This is a genomic window from Sphingobacterium sp. UME9, assembly GCF_014170215.1.
Taxonomy (GTDB): domain Bacteria; phylum Bacteroidota; class Bacteroidia; order Sphingobacteriales; family Sphingobacteriaceae; genus Sphingobacterium; species Sphingobacterium paramultivorum.
Window position 1 is genome coordinate 82,077 of sequence record NZ_LZZP01000012.1, and the last position, 17,570, is coordinate 99,646.

19 protein-coding genes are annotated in these 17,570 nt (G+C 39.3%); 8 read left to right on the plus strand and 11 right to left on the minus strand.

Annotated features, from left to right (window positions below; genetic code table 11):
• Nucleotides 1–13 precede the first annotated feature (13 nt).
• From rpiB to A9970_RS17825, 4 genes are all read left to right on the plus strand, one after another.
• Nucleotides 14–460: a ribose 5-phosphate isomerase B gene (gene rpiB, locus A9970_RS17810; protein ID WP_088160307.1), complete on the plus strand. Its 447-nt coding sequence runs from the start codon at nt 14–16 to the stop codon at nt 458–460.
• Between the two features lie 180 nt (nt 461–640).
• Nucleotides 641–2,215: a M28 family peptidase gene (locus tag A9970_RS17815; RefSeq protein WP_182983262.1), complete on the plus strand. Its 1,575-nt coding sequence runs from the start codon at nt 641–643 to the stop codon at nt 2,213–2,215.
• A 156-nt stretch (nt 2,216–2,371) separates the two neighbouring features.
• Complete coding sequence (locus A9970_RS17820) at nt 2,372–3,304, plus strand: DnaJ C-terminal domain-containing protein (RefSeq protein ID WP_182983263.1); 933 nt, start codon at nt 2,372–2,374, stop codon at nt 3,302–3,304.
• A 4-nt stretch (nt 3,305–3,308) separates the two neighbouring features.
• Nucleotides 3,309–3,599, plus strand: a complete 291-nt coding sequence (locus A9970_RS17825) for a chaperone modulator CbpM (RefSeq protein ID WP_088160304.1) — start codon at nt 3,309–3,311, stop codon at nt 3,597–3,599.
• Between the two features lie 22 nt (nt 3,600–3,621).
• Here the strand turns inward: A9970_RS17825 and A9970_RS17830 are convergent, their stop codons facing one another.
• From A9970_RS17830 to A9970_RS17850, 5 genes are all read right to left on the minus strand, one after another.
• The gene (locus A9970_RS17830) at nt 3,622–4,512 is read right to left on the minus strand and encodes a hypothetical protein (RefSeq protein WP_088160303.1); all 891 of its coding nucleotides are present in this window, start codon (nt 4,510–4,512) and stop codon (nt 3,622–3,624) included.
• Between the two features lie 16 nt (nt 4,513–4,528).
• Entirely contained in the window at nt 4,529–6,262 is a 1,734-nt protein-coding gene (locus tag A9970_RS28550) for a M56 family metallopeptidase (RefSeq protein ID WP_220801648.1), read from the minus strand.
• Between the two features lie 30 nt (nt 6,263–6,292).
• Entirely contained in the window at nt 6,293–6,661 is a 369-nt protein-coding gene (locus tag A9970_RS17840; protein ID WP_075991136.1) for a BlaI/MecI/CopY family transcriptional regulator, read from the minus strand.
• 151 nt (nt 6,662–6,812) lie between these two features.
• A complete protein-coding gene (arfB, locus tag A9970_RS17845) occupies nt 6,813–7,217 on the minus strand; it encodes an alternative ribosome rescue aminoacyl-tRNA hydrolase ArfB (RefSeq protein ID WP_120333462.1) in 405 nt (134 codons plus the stop codon).
• Complete coding sequence (locus tag A9970_RS17850; protein WP_153847216.1) at nt 7,214–7,933, minus strand: DUF1003 domain-containing protein; 720 nt, start codon at nt 7,931–7,933, stop codon at nt 7,214–7,216. Before A9970_RS17850 ends, arfB begins: the two co-directional genes overlap by 4 nt.
• A gap of 362 nt (nt 7,934–8,295) precedes the next feature.
• On the opposite strand from A9970_RS17850, the gene bshA reads away from it, so the two are divergent.
• From bshA to A9970_RS17870, 4 genes are all read left to right on the plus strand, one after another.
• Nucleotides 8,296–9,438: an N-acetyl-alpha-D-glucosaminyl L-malate synthase BshA gene (bshA, locus tag A9970_RS17855; protein ID WP_075991133.1), complete on the plus strand. Its 1,143-nt coding sequence runs from the start codon at nt 8,296–8,298 to the stop codon at nt 9,436–9,438.
• A 74-nt stretch (nt 9,439–9,512) separates the two neighbouring features.
• Nucleotides 9,513–10,217, plus strand: a complete 705-nt coding sequence (gene pyrH / locus A9970_RS17860) for a UMP kinase (protein WP_075991132.1) — start codon at nt 9,513–9,515, stop codon at nt 10,215–10,217.
• Between the two features lie 28 nt (nt 10,218–10,245).
• Nucleotides 10,246–10,809 (plus strand): ribosome recycling factor, encoded by a 564-nt coding sequence (gene frr, locus A9970_RS17865; RefSeq protein WP_075991131.1) that lies wholly within the window; start codon nt 10,246–10,248, stop codon nt 10,807–10,809.
• A 230-nt stretch (nt 10,810–11,039) separates the two neighbouring features.
• Entirely contained in the window at nt 11,040–12,023 is a 984-nt protein-coding gene (locus tag A9970_RS17870; RefSeq protein ID WP_227550265.1) for a sugar phosphate isomerase/epimerase, read from the plus strand.
• A gap of 44 nt (nt 12,024–12,067) precedes the next feature.
• On the opposite strand, the gene purE is transcribed toward A9970_RS17870, so the two are convergent.
• The 6 genes from purE to A9970_RS17900 form a co-directional block, all read right to left on the minus strand.
• Nucleotides 12,068–12,577, minus strand: coding sequence for a 5-(carboxyamino)imidazole ribonucleotide mutase (gene purE / locus A9970_RS17875; RefSeq protein ID WP_088160297.1), 510 nt, complete (start codon nt 12,575–12,577; stop codon nt 12,068–12,070).
• Between the two features lie 8 nt (nt 12,578–12,585).
• On the minus strand, nt 12,586–13,728 hold the full coding sequence (locus tag A9970_RS17880) for a 5-(carboxyamino)imidazole ribonucleotide synthase (protein ID WP_182983264.1): 1,143 nt from the start codon (nt 13,726–13,728) through the stop codon (nt 12,586–12,588).
• 31 nt (nt 13,729–13,759) lie between these two features.
• Nucleotides 13,760–14,263 carry an NADH-quinone oxidoreductase subunit B gene (locus tag A9970_RS17885; RefSeq protein WP_046674041.1) on the minus strand — a complete coding sequence of 168 codons (504 nt, stop codon included), beginning with the start codon at nt 14,261–14,263 and terminating at the stop codon, nt 13,760–13,762.
• 2 nt (nt 14,264–14,265) lie between these two features.
• Nucleotides 14,266–14,856, minus strand: a complete 591-nt coding sequence (locus A9970_RS17890) for an NADH-quinone oxidoreductase subunit A (RefSeq protein ID WP_182983265.1) — start codon at nt 14,854–14,856, stop codon at nt 14,266–14,268.
• A gap of 334 nt (nt 14,857–15,190) precedes the next feature.
• Nucleotides 15,191–16,531 (minus strand): signal recognition particle protein, encoded by a 1,341-nt coding sequence (ffh, locus tag A9970_RS17895; protein ID WP_075991125.1) that lies wholly within the window; start codon nt 16,529–16,531, stop codon nt 15,191–15,193.
• Between the two features lie 133 nt (nt 16,532–16,664).
• Nucleotides 16,665–17,360, minus strand: a complete 696-nt coding sequence (locus A9970_RS17900) for a zinc metallopeptidase (RefSeq protein ID WP_088160292.1) — start codon at nt 17,358–17,360, stop codon at nt 16,665–16,667.
• Nucleotides 17,361–17,570 lie beyond the last annotated feature (210 nt).

The following is a 17,570-nucleotide window of genomic DNA, read 5'->3' on the forward strand; positions in this document are numbered from 1 at the left end:
AATAACAATAAAAATGAGCAGCGTAAAGAAAATTGCGATTGGAAGTGACCACGCGGGTTTTGAGTACAAAACAGCTTTGGTAAGTTTTCTAAATGAACTGGGGTATGAAGTAACAGACTTTGGAACAAATTCTCCAGATTCAGTTGATTATCCAGATTTCGCACACCCAGTTGCATCAGCGGTAGAAAACAAAGAAGCTGATGCTGGAGTCTTAATTTGTGGAAGTGCAAATGGTGTTGCTATCACAGCGAATAAACACCAAAATATCCGTGCTGCGATCTGTTGGTTGGAGGAAATTTCGGCCTTAGCCCGTCAGCATAATGATGCGAACGTCGTATGTATACCTGCACGTTTTATTGACCTTGACCTTGCTAAAAAGATCGTCAACACATTTATGAACACGGAATTCGAGGGTGGACGTCACGCTAACCGTGTAAACAAAATAGCTTGTAGCTGTTAATAAATTAACATTTTTTAAGAAGCGGATGAAAGGTAAACTACACTTTTCATCCGCTTTTTTTTATATATTGTGCAGATACTGACACCTGTTATACGAATTAAGCAGCTGATGCTCGCTTAATCCGGTTAATTAGAATTACAAAAATAAAGCGTTGAAAGTCGCACTAGTAAAAAATAAACAATGAAAAAAATATACAACCTGCTTTGGATCGCATGCTCCCTGATGAGCTGTGCAAAAGCACAGGACGTAAACAGTAAATATGCGGATGAAATCACAGTAGAATCTACACAGAAGCATCTGCGCACATTAGCTTCTGTCGATTTTGAAGGCCGAGGGACCGGCCAAAAAGGGGGGCGCCTGGCAGCAGAATATATTGCCAATGAATTTAAAAAATATGGCCTTAGTGCGCCTGTCAATGGATCCTATTTCCAACCCCTGCAGCTAATTCGCAACAGCTTTAAGGTAAAGCAATTTAGTATTAACGATAGACCATTCCAGCATGGTAAGGACATTTTTGTCATTGGCAACAATGAGAACAAGTTCTTCGAAAGCAATGAAATTGTGTTTATTGGCTATGGCATAGATGATCCCAAGTATTCGGATATCTCAGGCATGGATCTCCACAATAAGATTGTTATGTTGATCAATGAAAATGAGCCAACAGATGAGAAAGGGAATTCATGGATTACCAGCAAAAAGACTGCTTCGGACTGGGCAACAACCCGAAATAAAAAAGTCAAAGAGATCCTTAAACACAGTCCCAAAATGGTACTAGCCATCAATAGTCAGCTGTCTCAACTTTTGGAGGATGCAGGAGACCGTGCTATTGAGGGCCGTTATAATTTGGCCGTGGACCAACCCGCGCCGGAAAAGTCGCCCATGATCCCTGTGGTCAATATTACAGACCATGCAGCAAATTATATTCTAAACCTAGCGAGAACCAATCTTGCTACTGTGGTTGCAAAGATTAATCGTACGGGACAATCGAATTCCTTTGTTATTTCAACAAATTTTAAAGCTGAGTTTGGCACCAATGCGGCTCCTTTAGCCGATCCAAATATTCTTGGCTACCTGGAAGGAACAGATAAAAAAGACGAAATCGTCGTGATTGGAGGACACTACGACCATGATGGAATGGATTCCAAAGGAAATATCTTCTTTGGCGCCGATGACAATGCCTCGGGCACAACAGCTGTCCTTGAGTTGGCACGCGCTTTTTCAAAAGCTAAATCAACCGGAAATGGCCCACGGCGCAGTATTTTGTTCATCACCTATGCGGCAGAAGAAAAAGGTTTACTAGGTTCCAAATTCTATACAGAAAATCCCATCTTTCCATTGAAAAACACCGTTGCCTGCATTAATATTGATATGATCGGCCGTGTTGACGACAAACATCTCAAAGGTAATCACGATTATATCCATGCGATCGGTTCAGATAAATTGAGCTCGGAGTTATATCAGATCAATAAAAATGAGAATGAAAAAAATACGAAACTGGAGATTGACTATATGTATGACAATCCAAAGGATCCTATGCGCCTCTACTATCGCTCAGATCATTATAACTTTGCCAAGAAAGGTATACCATCTGTATTTTACTTTTCGGGCTTGCATCCGGACTACCACACGCCTGCAGATACCTATGACAAGATCGACTTTCCATTGATGGTTAAACGTGAAAAGCTCGCATTTTACACCGCATGGCAAATAGCCAATCGGGAAAATCGCCTGGTGGTTGACAATAATAAAGAGTAAGGTCAAATTATCGGCTGTAATAAGGATTACTTTATACTGTATAAAAAAGCAAGTAAATGATTGTTTACTTGCTTTTTTTATGTATTAAAATGACCTTTAGCATAAACCTTTTATTCACAATTATTGTTATCTTTAATACAAAAACAAGTATAGTTTATGGCTTTTGTAGATTACTATAAAGTGCTTGGCATTGATAAAACAGCTTCAGCTGATGAGATCAAAAAAGCATATCGAAAACTAGCCCGTAAATACCACCCTGATGTCAACCCCAATGACAATGAGGCCAAACAACGATTTCAGGAGATTAATGAGGCAAATGAAGTATTATCCGATCCCGAAAAGCGCAAAAAATATGACCAATACGGTGAACATTGGCAACATGGAGAGGAGTATGAAAAAGCGCAGCAACAATACCGTCAGTCCCAATCCACCGGAGGAAATCCATTCGGAGCTGGGGGAAATCCATTTGGTAGCGGCGGTTCCCACGAGTACACTGGAAACTTTGATGATGGGCAATTCTCGGATTTCTTCGAACAGATGTTTGGCAGCAGACGCGGGGGAGGCCGCCAAAGTACATTTCGTGGGCAGGACTTTAATGCTGAACTCAGCTTAACCTTACAAGAAGCTTACACCACACATCAACAGACCTTCAATATCAATGGAAAAAGTATCCGCATCACGATTCATGCTGGAGTGGAGGATGGTCAAAAAATCAAACTGAAAGGATATGGCAGTGAGGGTATCAACGGGGGGCCAAAGGGAGATCTCTATATCACAATTAATATCACACCAGATGCCCGTTTTAAACGCCAGGGGAATGACTTATACACTACACTTGATGTAGACCTTTATACAGCTATTCTAGGCGGCGAAGTGACCTTAGATACATTCGGCGGAAAAGTTAAACTGAAGATTAAAGCCGAAAGTCAAAATGGCGCAAAAATGCGACTTAAAGGAAAAGGATTCCCCTTATACCGCAAGAAAGGTGAATTTGGCGACCTGTATGTCACATTGAATATCCAAATGCCCAATAATCTGTCTGCCGAAGAAAAGGCATTGTTCCAACAGTTGAAGGATTTAAAACAATAATCTTATGGAAACGACACTCATTAAAGTCATTGACTTCTGCCAGTCCAGAAAGGTTGAAACAACCTTTCTGCAAAGCATGGAGGAATACGGACTCATACATATTGTCATTCAACAAGAAGAACAATATATTGATGAAGAGGAGCTCCAAAAATTGGAGCGTTTTTCAAATCTCTATTATGACCTTGAAGTAAACCCCGCAGGAATTCAGGTTGCTAGCCATCTATTGGAAAAAGTTGAGCAGCTCCAAAATGAAATTTTGCATTTAAAGAATAAATTGAAAGCCCTGGATTATTGATCCAAGGCTTTCAATTTATTCTTTAGAATTCCACATCCCGCTCTGTATTCACCTTAGTCTGCCAAACAATCTTGTCTTGCAATGTGGTATACAGAATTTCATAATCCCCTTTACAGGTCACAAAGGACCCATAAAAATCTCCGGGCTTCATCACACGGTAAACAACCAGCTTTCGTTCTCCGTCAACTTCGCCATAAGCTTTCATTAACATATAGCCTGTTTTATTCACCTTTTCTTCAGGGATTTTATAATCCAAATGTGAACGGCTACTACCATCATCGGGGCATAAAATCTCTGTGCGGCTCGGGGTAAATTTATAACGGTCGCGATACATAGCAACATTGGACATGACCACATCCTTCGCCCACGCGATATCGGTAAAATCCTCAGGGAAGAGAAAGATCAGTGAAACCATTTTCTCTTGCCAAAGGCGCCCATTAAAAGGAATTACAAAATGAAGCAGCTTTTGTCCCTTAAAAGTTGTCGTCGTATAAAAATATCGTCCCTCCTTATTTTGCTCCCGTTGAAAAGAACTTAAATCAAGTAGGTGATTTTTCTTCCCTTTTACATTTGGCGAGTTGTTGACTACAGCAAGCATGTCATACTGATATTTTCCTTCCAGATGTCCAGAAAACAAAACCTGATACGCGGTATCTGAATAGCGTAAATGGCGTAATACACGACGAAATCGATTGTCAACCTGCTTTGCATTAATCGGATTAGTCTTACCTTGCCAATTTTTATCCTCCATAATATCATCCCCGAGGAATACGGTGAGCTCTTTGTTAATATTAACAAAATACTCATCTCCTTGTACAGCAAAACCGTTGGGAACCACTTTATAGGACTTACAGGAAGAAAGCATGGCCAAAACCACAATAAAATAGAAAATTTGAATGAATCTGCTCTGCATATTTATGATCTAATCTTTACTTCTTTAAATTTAAACGAATCGGCAATGTGTAAGCCACGCGTACCGGTTTACCGTTAACTAATCCCGGTTTCCATTTTTTCGCACCTTTTAGGAGCTCCAATGCTGCCTCTTTGGTTCCATAACCAAGATCTTTTTTTACATCAACATGGGATAAACTACCATCCTTTTCGACAATAAAAGCCACTTCAACAATGCCATTAACCTCCCGTTTAATTGCTGCTTCAGGAAAAACAAAATTATCGCCTACCCAGATCATAAAAGATCGCATTCCCCCAATAGGTGTTGGCTGCACCTCAACTTTATCAAAAGTTACTAAATCGGACTGAAAATCCAACGAAAGATTCCAGCGGTCGCGTTCATCTTCTGTCCTTATCGATTTTACTTCCTTGAGTTGTTTTTCCGTCTCTTCACCAGATTCAGCGCCGGGGAATGAATGAGATGACATCCGAACCTTTCTGCCCAATGTGTCGGTTTCCTCCCAATAATAAGTTGTTTTTCCGCCAACGGTAACGGGTAACGAAAGCAGCGATCGAACGACTTTCCCATTGACGATTGCAGGTTTCCATTTCCCACTTGCTTTTATACCATTTTCCACAGCTGATGCTAAGCCATAGCCCAAATCATTCTTAGCCTTTATATGGCTCAACTCACCGTTTTTCTCCACGATGGCTGTGATGACAATTACCCCGATCACATTATTCTTGATTGCTTCATCACTCACGTGTATTCTACTTGCCAATCCCATGACATACTTTTTCATTCCTCCAACTGGAATAGCCAATACCTCCGGATCTTTGTAAACCTTCCTGTCTTCATTTACCTGTTCGTTTTTTAACTCCTCAGGTTGGTTCGATAATGTCTGCTCATCAGTCACAGTTAACCTATTGACGCTTTCTTCAACATCCGCTACCATATCCTTGGCCCTACTCGTATTAAAGATCAACGTAGACCCCGCTACCACCAATAGCATGGGCAACACAATCACATATAACAAGCGTTGTCTTTGTACAGATTTAACTTTAAATAACATCGTGATGCGCTGCTTTAAAAAAGAATGATTGGAAAACTCATGTGAAAAAGCCAATTGATCTGTACGTAATGCATGAGCAACCAGCATTTCTGCATAAGCCACTTTATCGGTCGAGCAAATTTCATCTACAATATACTCGTGTTGAAACCTGATTTCTTTTTGAAAGAAATACACAACAGGATTGAACCAATTAAAAATTTTCAGCAGCTCAATCAACACCAAATCGTAGGAATGCCCCTGCGCAGTATGGACCTGCTCATGCCATGCAATATTCTCCTTGTTTTTAATCGATTTTCCAATCACGATCCTATTAAAAAAAGAAAAACTCAGGTATTCGGGAGAAGAGCGCAATACCCGAACAAGTTGCCTGATGCGCACCACCAGGAAAAAAAAGGCGACGCCCACTCCTATCCAATAGATCTTGGTAAGAATATCCAATAGAAAAAGAGGTTTTTCTTCGATCGGGCTCCCGATTTCGACATCCATATATGTTCCTAAATCGACCTGTGGAATATGATTGGAAATCATCTCTGTCTTGGGCAATTCAATAAAAATACCCACGGGAGCTAATAAAGAAAATGCAACCATTCCAATCAGATAGATCCGATTCCATTGAAAAAAAGTAAGTTTTCTAAAAATCAGTTTGTAGAGCACAAAACTGATAATCAATGAAATATTGACAATCAATAAGTAAATCATAATCAAAAGTTTATAAAAGAGTATTGGTTGTTATTTATTACGTTCGATGATGGACAAGATGTCATCAAGTTCTTTGATGTCCAACCTGTTCTCTTCCAAAAAATAAGAGAGCATACTTTTGGGCGAATTATCAAAATAATTGGTTAATAACTTACCTGTAATACCTTTCTTATATTCCTCTTTCGAAATCTTTGGTAAATATTGATGACTTTTACCAAAGGATTCATGCGTTACAAAGCCCTTCGTTTCAAGAATACGAACGATGGTCGAGACCGTATTGTAAGCCGGTTTCGGTTCCGAAAGTCGATCAATAATCTCTTTGACAAAGCCACGGCCCATCTCCCAGAGCTCTTGCATAATCTGCTCCTCAGCTTTCGTTAACTCTTTAAAATCCTCCATAACTCCTCAAGAATAAAATAAATACCTGAATAATAAATCAATAGACAAGTTATAACTAAAAACATAGTTTAACAACTAATAAATTAGTTTAAAAATCAATCAACTGATAATCAATTTATTATTTTTTTATCAATACGTAATATTGTCATATTTATTCATCGAAATTCTTTTTCCTTGAAGCTTTCAATTGAGATTGTTGCTTCTTTCGATCCAGCCTTTTAAGAACACTCGAATACGGAGTTTTGGTTTTCTTACGAGGTTTTGCTGGCACAAGTGCGGCCGTCAATATACGCTTAAAGCGATCGATTGCGATTTCTTTATTGCGGACCTGCGACCGATCGATATCGCATTCCAATTGCAGTATTCCTTCTTTATTTATACGATTTGCCAACGCGGTGAACACCGCTGCTTTTTCTTCAACAGAAACAGCTGTCGATAGCGCAACATCCCATTGCAGCAATACTTTCGATGACACCTTATTTACATGTTGTCCACCTGCTCCACCCGACCTGGAAAACTTAAACGTAAGTTCTCCTATTACTCCTTCTAAATTCATTTATTTTTAAATGCTTCTTCTATTTTTTCCATCTTTTTTAATAGAAAGCTCAATTTTTCCACTTGATCCCGTTGTACTTCGACAAGTTCTTGTTCTTTGCGGATAATGAGATGATCTATTTTTTCATGCAATTCCCTGATTTCGAGTTCAGCTTTTAAGTTGACCATATAGTCATTTCTTGCGCGTTCACGGTCCTTATCTTCCTGTCTGTTTTGACTCATCATAATAACTGGAGCTTGCAAGGCCGCTACACAGGACAAAATCAAGTTAAGTAAAATAAAGGGATAAGGATCAAAGCCTTTATTATTTAACCAAAAGAAATTGGCTGCAATCCAAACAATCAAAAATAAGATAAAGGAAATAATAAAGGTCCAGCTTCCGCCAAACTCAGCCACTTTATCTGCAACCCGATCTCCTACGCTGACTGGCTCCTTATTATCTCCGTCTAAACTTGCGCTGATTACTTTATTTTCCTTAAAGCTATTGATTACCTGTTGGTCCAATTGACTCAATTGCCCCGACTCATCCTTCAAAAATTCGGAGATATAAGTTTCCTTAAATCGTGTCAACTCGCTTGCGGCGATATACTTGTCCTTACTAAAACTTGGATATTCCTTTTTTATCAGCTTGAAAATAGGTTGTCGGATTGAAGCCCCCAAAATACGTTGCTCTGAAGGAAATTGCTGTCCTGAAATATCACTTATAAAGTTATCCATATACCGATTTAATGTCTATTTAAAGATAGTGCTTTTTAACCAATCAAAAAATTCACAAAACTATGGCAATTGGTTTTTGTTATTTTACGCATAAATAGTCGAAATTTGCAACACAAAATTCATGAATAAGCGTTATCAATTTTTCATGTTAGCATGAAATAATTTAAAAAGACAATTGTTAAGGTAAATAACTTGGTCGGCGCCTCATGAATAAAAATAGTTTATATGTGATAGACGTCACATGTCTTGGACGACAACACGCAGAATACTAACATTAGGTTCCTTGGAGCCTTTAAACACAAATTAAACAGCGCGTATAACGGGATGCCGTTAAAAATATACGCTCAGACATAATTACGCAGATGAAAATAGGAATTGTTTGTTATCCCACCTTTGGTGGAAGTGGTGTTGTTGCAACCGAACTAGGAAAGGCCTTGGCCGCTAATGGACATGAGATCCATTTTATCACCTACCGACAACCCGCACGTCTGGATTTCTTCTCTGAAAACCTATACTACCATGAGGTAGCTGTTTCGCAGTATCCACTTTTTGACTTTCTACCCTATGAATCTGCATTAGCCAGCAAATTGGTTGATGTTGTTCGTTTTGAAAAGTTGGATTTGATTCACGTCCACTATGCCATTCCACATGCATCGGCGGCATTTATGGCAAAACAGATCTTACTCACTACGTATGGCATTAATATTCCTGTAGTAACGACCTTACATGGTACAGATATTACACTGGTTGGTAAAGACAAGAGTTTTAGTCCTGTTGTTACATTCTCCATCAATCAATCCGATGGCGTAACTGCGGTATCACAGAATCTGAAAGATCAAACGCTCCAATACTTTGACATTACCCGAGACATCAAAGTGATTCCAAACTTTATTGATCTGGACAGGTTCAGCAATAAAGATCGGTCACATTTCAAAAAAGCGATCGCACCGGGCAATGAACGTATATTGGTTCATACCTCCAATTTTAGGAAAGTTAAAAATACAGAAGATGTTATTCGTATTTTTAAGAAAGTACATGATGTAATCCCTTCCAAATTATTAATGGTAGGTGATGGTCCAGAGCGTCGAAATGCAGAGGAACTATCCAGAGAACTTGATGTATGCAAAGACGTCCGTTTCTTGGGGAAACAGGATGCAGTAGAAGAAATATTGTCTGTATCGGACCTTTTCCTGATGCCTTCAAGCTCGGAAAGCTTCGGTCTAGCGGCCCTAGAAGCCATGGCCTGTCAAGTTCCGGTGATCTCTTCCAACACCGGTGGTTTACCTGAACTGAATGAAAACGGTATCACTGGATTTCTCAGTGCTGTAGGTGATGTTGATGATATGGCGAAGAATGCAATTTATATCCTTGAAGATGGGGAACGCTTAGAGAAATTTAAAGAAGCAGCATTAAATCATGCAAAAAGATTCCAATTGTCTAATATTATGCCTTTGTATGAGCAGTATTACCAAGAAGTCATTAACCAAACAATAAAAGCACAATAAATATCACTTTAAGGCTTAAGGGATGAAAAAAATATTTTATCTTTGACCTTTGGAAAATTTCCAAAAAAACAATTATGAAATACAAACGTATCTTATTAAAACTTAGCGGTGAATCCTTAATGGGTGACCAAAGCTATGGTATCGATATTAACCGTGTATCACAATACGCTAATGATATCAAAGAAATTCACGATCAAGGTTTAGAAATTGCAATTGTTATCGGTGGCGGTAATATATACCGTGGTCTAAGCGCTGAAAAATCAGGCATGGACCGTGTTCAAGCAGACTATATGGGCATGCTTGCCACAGTCATCAACAGCATGGCTCTTCAAGATGCGCTTGAGAAGGTTGGGAAAAAGACACGTTTGCTTACTGCGATCAAAATGGAGCAAATCTGCGAACCATTTATTCGTAGAAGAGCCGTTCGCCACTTGGAAAAAGGCCGTATTGTTATTTTCGGAGCTGGTACTGGAAACCCATATTTCACGACAGATACTGCTGCATCTTTGCGTGCAATCGAAATCAATGCAGATGCTGTATTGAAAGGAACACGTGTAGATGGTATCTATACTGCCGATCCTGAAAAAGATCCTAGTGCAACAAAATTTGAAGAAATATCATTCACAGAGGTTTATGAGAAAGGATTAAATGTCATGGATATGACTGCCTTTACCCTTTGTCAAGAAAACAAATTACCGATCATTGTATTTGATATGAACAAACCTGGCAATTTATTAAAACTTGCCAATGGTGAACATGTCGGAACTGTGGTTAAATAATTTAAATCTGTAAAAAACGTAATCTTATATGAACGAACTAATTTCAATTGAATTGGACGATTGTAAAGACAAGATGTCCAAAGCAGTTGCTCACACCGAATCCGAATTAACTAAAATTCGTGCCGGTAAAGCTTCTCCATCTATGTTAGATGGAATTTCAGTAGACTATTATGGTAGCGCCACTCCGCTTTCACAAGTGGCCAACATCAATACAACTGATGCACGGACTATTGTCATTCAGCCTTGGGAAAAATCGCTTATCAACGCAATTGAAAAATCTATCACAGACGCCAACCTAGGAATCAATCCGCAGAATGACGGTATCGTTATTCGTCTAAATGTTCCTCCTTTGACAGAAGAAAGAAGACGTGACCTGGTTAAAAAAGTAAAAGAGGAAACTGAAAAAGGCCGTATTGGTGTTCGTAATATTCGTAAGGATGTCAACGAATCCATCAAAAAATTAAAAAATGACGGTGCTTCAGAAGATGAAATTAAAACTGCCGAAGGTGAGGTTCAAAAGTTAACGGATGCATTCATTGTAAAAGTTGATAAATTAGCTGAACTGAAAGAAAAAGATATCATGACTGTTTAAGTTTTCCTACTTGAATAGAAAAAAGGTCTGAAAAATATTCAGACCTTTTTTATTGGTATGAAGACCGCCCCACTTCTCACCTAAAACGGACTCCTACCGCCCCACAATACCTAATCTCTCCGAAGATTTTATAATTATAAAATCAACATACTCTTCAAAAATATTCCTTGTTGCACCATTGATTTCTGAACAAATAATTGTACATTGTACACTAACAAGTAATCAATTATATGATGAACAATTCTCGCCGTCAATTTTTAAAGCAAGCTGGAATAGGTCTTTCGGCAGCTTATCTGGTGCCCAACTTTATATCTTGTCAAAATAAAGCCGGTGCAATCAGCGACAATCCATTACAGAATATAGGCGTACAGCTTTATTCCATCCGCGATTTAATGGATAAAGATCCGAAAGGATCTTTGGAACAAATTGCCAAAATTGGGTATAAACATGTTGAGCTCTATGGTATAGACGCCACAGCCAAGCAGTTCTGGAAATTGCCCTACAAAGAGTTGAAGAAAATATTGGATGATAACGGTCTAAAAACACATTCAGGCCATTATGATATGTCCAAATACCTAAGTAAAGCCCACACCGACAAAGAAGACCTTGCAGTTTATTTTGATGCAGCAAAAGAGCTTGGTCAAGAATATGTAATTGCTCCTGTAACACCGATGTTTGATCTGAATGCATTGAAAAAAGACGATTATCTCTATGCTGCGGAACAATTAAATAAAGCTGGTGAGCAGGCTAAAAAGCTGGGCTTAAAAGTTGCTTATCACAACCATTTCTGGGAATTCAGGGATCTCGGAAATAATACAACTGGAGAAGAGGTAATGCTTGCATTTACTGAGCCCGACCTGGTCGATTTTGAATTAGATCTTTTCTGGGCGGAGAAAGCGGGTAAAAATCCGATAGCACTCTTCGAAAAGTTTCCGAATCGTTTTAAACTTTGGCATGTCAAGGATATGGATAAAACAAAATCCAATCCTATTGAATGGCCCAAAGATGGGAAATTGCCGATTGAGCAAATCTTCAATGATATCAAGTATACCGAAGTGGGGACCGGAAGCATCAACTTCCCTGAAATCGTGAAAGAAAGGAATAAAGCCGGACTTAAATATGCTTTTGTTGAGCAAGACAATATCTATATGCCAAATAAGATGGAAAGTCTCAAAAAAAGCTACGACTATGTACAGGCAAATCTTACAAAATAAAAAAGGGAGCAATGCTCCCTTTTTTATTTTGTAAGATTGTCAGCTTAAAATTCGGTATCTTCTACCTCTACTGCGGTCTCGATTACTTTTCTCGCCAACTCTTCTTTAAATTCGATGATATTCTTGCTGATTGTTTCATCATGTGTACCAAGAATCTGAGCAGCCAATATACCTGCATTCTTCGCCGCATTTAAAGCGACAGTTGCTACAGGAATACCATTGGGCATCTGAAGAATGGAAAGTACCGAATCCCATCCATCAATGGAATTTGATGATTTTACAGGCACGCCTATCACAGGTAAATGTGTAATAGAAGCAACCATTCCAGGCAAATGCGCCGCACCACCCGCTCCAGCAATAATAACTTTCAAACCACGAAAAGCTGCATTTTTCGCGTAATCAAACATACGTTGTGGTGTACGATGTGCTGAGACGATCGTTACCTCAAATTCCACCCCAAGGGCTTTGAGCACATCTATAGCATCCTGCATAACAGGAAGGTCTGATTTGCTTCCCATGATAATGCCTACCTGGGCCTTATTATTGACTGACATAGTATTGTTTAAGCTTTAACTTTTAATATTTCTTGTACTTTTCTTGCATTGGAGATCGCTTTCTCCCGATCATCATTGATGATACAAACATGGCCCATCTTGCGGAATGGCTTCGTATATTTCTTTCCATATAAATGGATATATACGCCTTCCATTGCCAACACCTCTTCTACTCCCTCATATTTAGCCAATCCTTCATAGCCAGGTTCACCTAACAGGTTAATCATAACGGCATTCGTTCTGCATCTGGTATCACCTAACGGTAGATTGAATATAGCCCTTAAATGCTGCGCAAATTGCGACACATAATTACCTTCTATTGTCTGGTGACCACTATTATGAGGGCGCGGCGCCAATTCGTTGACCAAAATATCACCATTTTTCGTTAGGAACATCTCTACAGCCAATATACCTACGACCTGCAAATCATCGGCAATCTTTTTTGCTATCGCCTCTGCGCGTTGTTGAATCTCTACACCATACAAAGACGGCGCAATCAAAAATTCCACCAAGTTAGCCTGAGGATTAAATTCCATCTCCACCATTGGAAATGTAGACACCTCCCCCTTATCATTCCGGGCAACAATGACCGCAATTTCCTTTTCAAAATCTACCCATTCTTCAATTAAGCTAGCTTCTTCGAACGCCTCTTGTATATCCTGTTGGGTAACAATCTTCTTCACCCCTTTTCCATCATATCCATCCTTACGCAATTTCTGGATATACGGTAAGTTTAACGAGGCATTTACTAAATTATCCTTATTGGATATCAATTGAAACGCCGAAGTTGGTATATCGTTTTGTTTAAAAAATTGCTTTTGTAGACCTTTATCTTGAATCAGACGAATGATACGTGATTGTGGGTACACGATTACTCCCTCGCCTTCCAGTTTCTCCAAAGCATCTACATTCACCTTCTCGATCTCGATGGTGATCATGTCCAAATCCTTACCGAAATTATAGACCGTTTCAAAATCGCCCAATGAACCACATTCAAATTTATTGCACAACTTGCGACAAGGAGCATTCTTATCCGGGTCCAATACATGAACATTTATATTGTAATTAATGGCTTCCTGGATGAGCATTCTTCCCAGTTGACCACCGCCAAGAATACCCAATTGCAATTCACCATAAAAATCTTTTGCCATAATTGATTTAAAATCTTATAAAATTTATCTTTTAAGCTTTTCCGCTGAACAATTGCTCACCTAACAAGCTTTCTTTGTCTATCTTTTTTTGCAACTCGATAAAAGCACCAATTAGTGCCTCGGGACGTGGCGGACATCCCTGGACATAAACATCCACAGGGATAACGCGATCTACCCCCTTGACCACATGATAACCATGCTGCCAATATGGACCACCACAGTTGGAGCAAGAGCCCATCGAAATAACATATTTAGGATCTGGCATCTGTTCATATAGTTTCTTGATACGATCGGCCATCTTAAAGGTAACCGTTCCAGCAATAATGATCACGTCGGATTGCCTTGGAGAAGGCCTTGGGAATACGCCCATCCGATCTAAATCGTAAGTTGAAGCCATTGCCCCCATCATTTCAATGGCACAGCAAGCAATACCAAAGCTCATAGGCCACATTGAAGATAATCTTGCCCAATTCAGCAAATCATCTAATTTGGCAACAATAACACCATTATTCTGCAATTGACTATCTAAACTCATGCTTACTCAGGTTTTTTAAATCGAGGTTTAAAGGCTGGTTTCGGCGTCGCCCCCTGTTCATCTATCGTTGTTTTGTGCGCGACAGTTTCATCTACAACCAGTGCAAAATCACGCACCTGATAAGTCTTGCTATTCAGGCTTGCATAGGCGCTATCCGGAATAGGTACAGGAACTTTAGGTAAGGACACATTCGGTTTAACCCATTCCAAATCACCCTTTTTCCAGACAAAAACCAATCCTAGAATTAAAATACCAATGAACATAGCCATTTCAATCATGGTAAACCACCCCCACCTTCCATCTGCCGCAATATATTCGGACTGTCCAAATACAGTGGCCCATGGAAAAATAAATATAAGCTCCACATCAAAAAGTAAAAATACGAGGGCGATCACATAAAAACGTGGATTAAACTGTACCCAAGAAGAACCAATGGGATCCTCACCACATTCGTAGGTACCAGATTTGATGGGATTATTCTTTTTCGGAGAGATTAAACGTGCAAGAAAAATGGTCGCACAGACTAACAGCGCCCCTATCAGAAGAATGATAAGGATTTTGCCGTATTCCGATAATTGCGCGGGGTCATCCATAATAATTACAAATTTAACAAATATTTTGTTCACTCGGGTGAGGAACTTGAAATTACGAATTATTTCTTTAAAAACAGTTCGAATTTTACGGAATCAACCACCAGTATCCTGTCCGCAAGTAACCTAGATTCATCTTGTACAGCGCATAGTAGAAACGAAAAAATTAATCAAAAAGGCAATACAATGATCAAAACCTTCATGACTTCGCAGACACCAACAGCAATGAAAGCGGACTGAAGGTTCTTTCTGGCCAATAAGATCAGACACTTTCAGAAAAAAAATAGGGCATCGTATAAAACGATGCCCTTCTTATGATGTAACTATTCTCTAAAAATTACATTTTTCCTGGCATTTTGGGCATATTACGCATCATTTTAGCTGCCATCGCTGGATTAGACATCTGCTTCATGACTTTACGCATATCACCAAATTGTTTCAATAACTTATTCACTTCATTAATATCAGTACCTGATCCTTTCGCAATACGTAAACGACGTTTTTGATCAATGACATCCGGGTTTTCGCGTTCAAAAGGTGTCATGGAATCGATAATCGCTTCAATGGGTTTGAAAGCATTGTCATCTACTTCAATATCTTTCATTGCTTTACCAACACCAGGGATCATTCCCATGAGGTCTTTCATATTACCCATTTTCTTGATTTGTTGAATCTGGGATTTAAAATCGTTGAAATCGAATTTATTCTTACGGATTTTCTTTTGGAGCTCTGCAGCTTGCTTCTCGTCAAACTGTTGCTGCGCACGTTCCACTAAGGATACGACGTCACCCATACCCAAAATACGCGATGCCATACGATCAGGGTGGAATACATCCAATGCATCCATCTTTTCACCTGTACCAATAAACTTAATGGGTTTATTAACGACAGATTTAATCGATAATGCAGCACCACCGCGTGTATCACCATCCAACTTAGTCAATACTACACCTGTAAAGTCCAGACGGTCGTTGAACGTTTTAGCTGTATTCACAGCATCTTGACCAGTCATTGAATCCACAACAAATAGGATTTCGTCTGGTTTTGTCGCTTCTTTAACTGCAGTAATCTCAACCATTAAAGGCTCATCGATCGCCAATCGACCAGCTGTATCGATGATTACAACATTATTTCCATTACGTTTTGCTTCTTCCACACCCGCCTTGGCAATTGCAATAGGATCGTTAGATTCACGATTCACATACACTGGTACGCCCACTTGTTCCGCGAGTACTTCCAATTGATCAATCGCTGCAGGACGGTAAACGTCACCAGCCACCAACAATGGTTTTTTATTCTTTTTATCTTTAAGGTACAAGGCCAACTTACCTGAGAACGTTGTTTTACCAGCACCATTCAAACCCGCAATTAAAATGACTGTTGGATTTTTTCCAGTCTCAAGCTCTGTAACAGATCCGCCCATCAAAGCTGTCAACTCATCATTCATGATCTTCGTCAACAATTGGCCCGGGGAAATACTTGTCAGTACATTTTCGCCTAAAGCTTTTTGTTTAACATCGTCGGTAAAAGTTTTGGCAGTTTTATAATTCACATCGGCATCCAACAACGCTTTGCGAATTTCTTTCATCGTTTCTGCAACGTTGATCTCGGTAATACTACCTTGTCCTTTTAATACTTTAAAGGCCCTATCTAACTTATCTTGAAGATTTGAAAACATAAAATCTGAATCTTATTCTATATAAACAGCAAAGTTAAAAAAATTGTCTATAGTAACCTCATTAACACACCATAAAAAATGCGACTATAAAAAATAATCGCATTTTTGTAGGATAAAGTTACAATCCCCGTATTTAATCACTTCTACGGCCACCGAATAAAATCGATGCATAATATAAAAGTGTTACCAACGCACTTAACGCTGCTACAACATACGTCATCGCGGCCCATTTCAAAGCATCTTTTGCACCGTCATGTTCTTCACCATTATAGGTTACACCAGCATGGTTTAACCATTCCAGTGCGCGGTTCGACGCATCAAACTCGACGGGCAAGGTGATAAAAGAAAATAAGGTCGTAATAGCCAGCGCCCCAACTCCAACAGCTAAAAGCCATGGATTACCACCTTTAGAAAAAGCAAACAGCATAACGCCCAACATCAATACCCATGATGTCATTTTGGAAGCCGCATTGACCATCGGTACCATTGCAGAACGGAATCCTAACCATTTATAGGCTTTGGCGTGCTGCACAGCATGACCACATTCGTGCGCCGCTACCGCTGCAGCTGCAACACTGCGACCACTGTAAACTTCGGGGCTTAAATTAACGGTTTTATCTGACGGATTATAGTGATCTCCCAAACGATCTGGGATAGACAATACCTTTACATCATATATACCGTTATCATTTAACATTTTTTGCGCAATCTCAGCTCCAGACATCCCGTTGCTCAAAGGCATTTCGGAGTATTTCTTAAATTTGTTTTTGAATCTTGTTTGGACAATTAGGCTTACCACCATTATTCCAATAAATAAAATCAAGTACATAGCTATTCAATCGTTTTATAGTTATAATATGACTATCAAACCTTATTCCAATCGTTGAAAAAAGGTATATGCATAAATTTCTAAGATAAAAAAAGTCTTTGACCTGACAAAAAGAACAGATTCTTCTGATCTCCACATGACATAATTGCCACATCATTTGGACAAATAACTCCGCTTTCAGCTTCGATGCAGCGAAACACTTACGCTGAT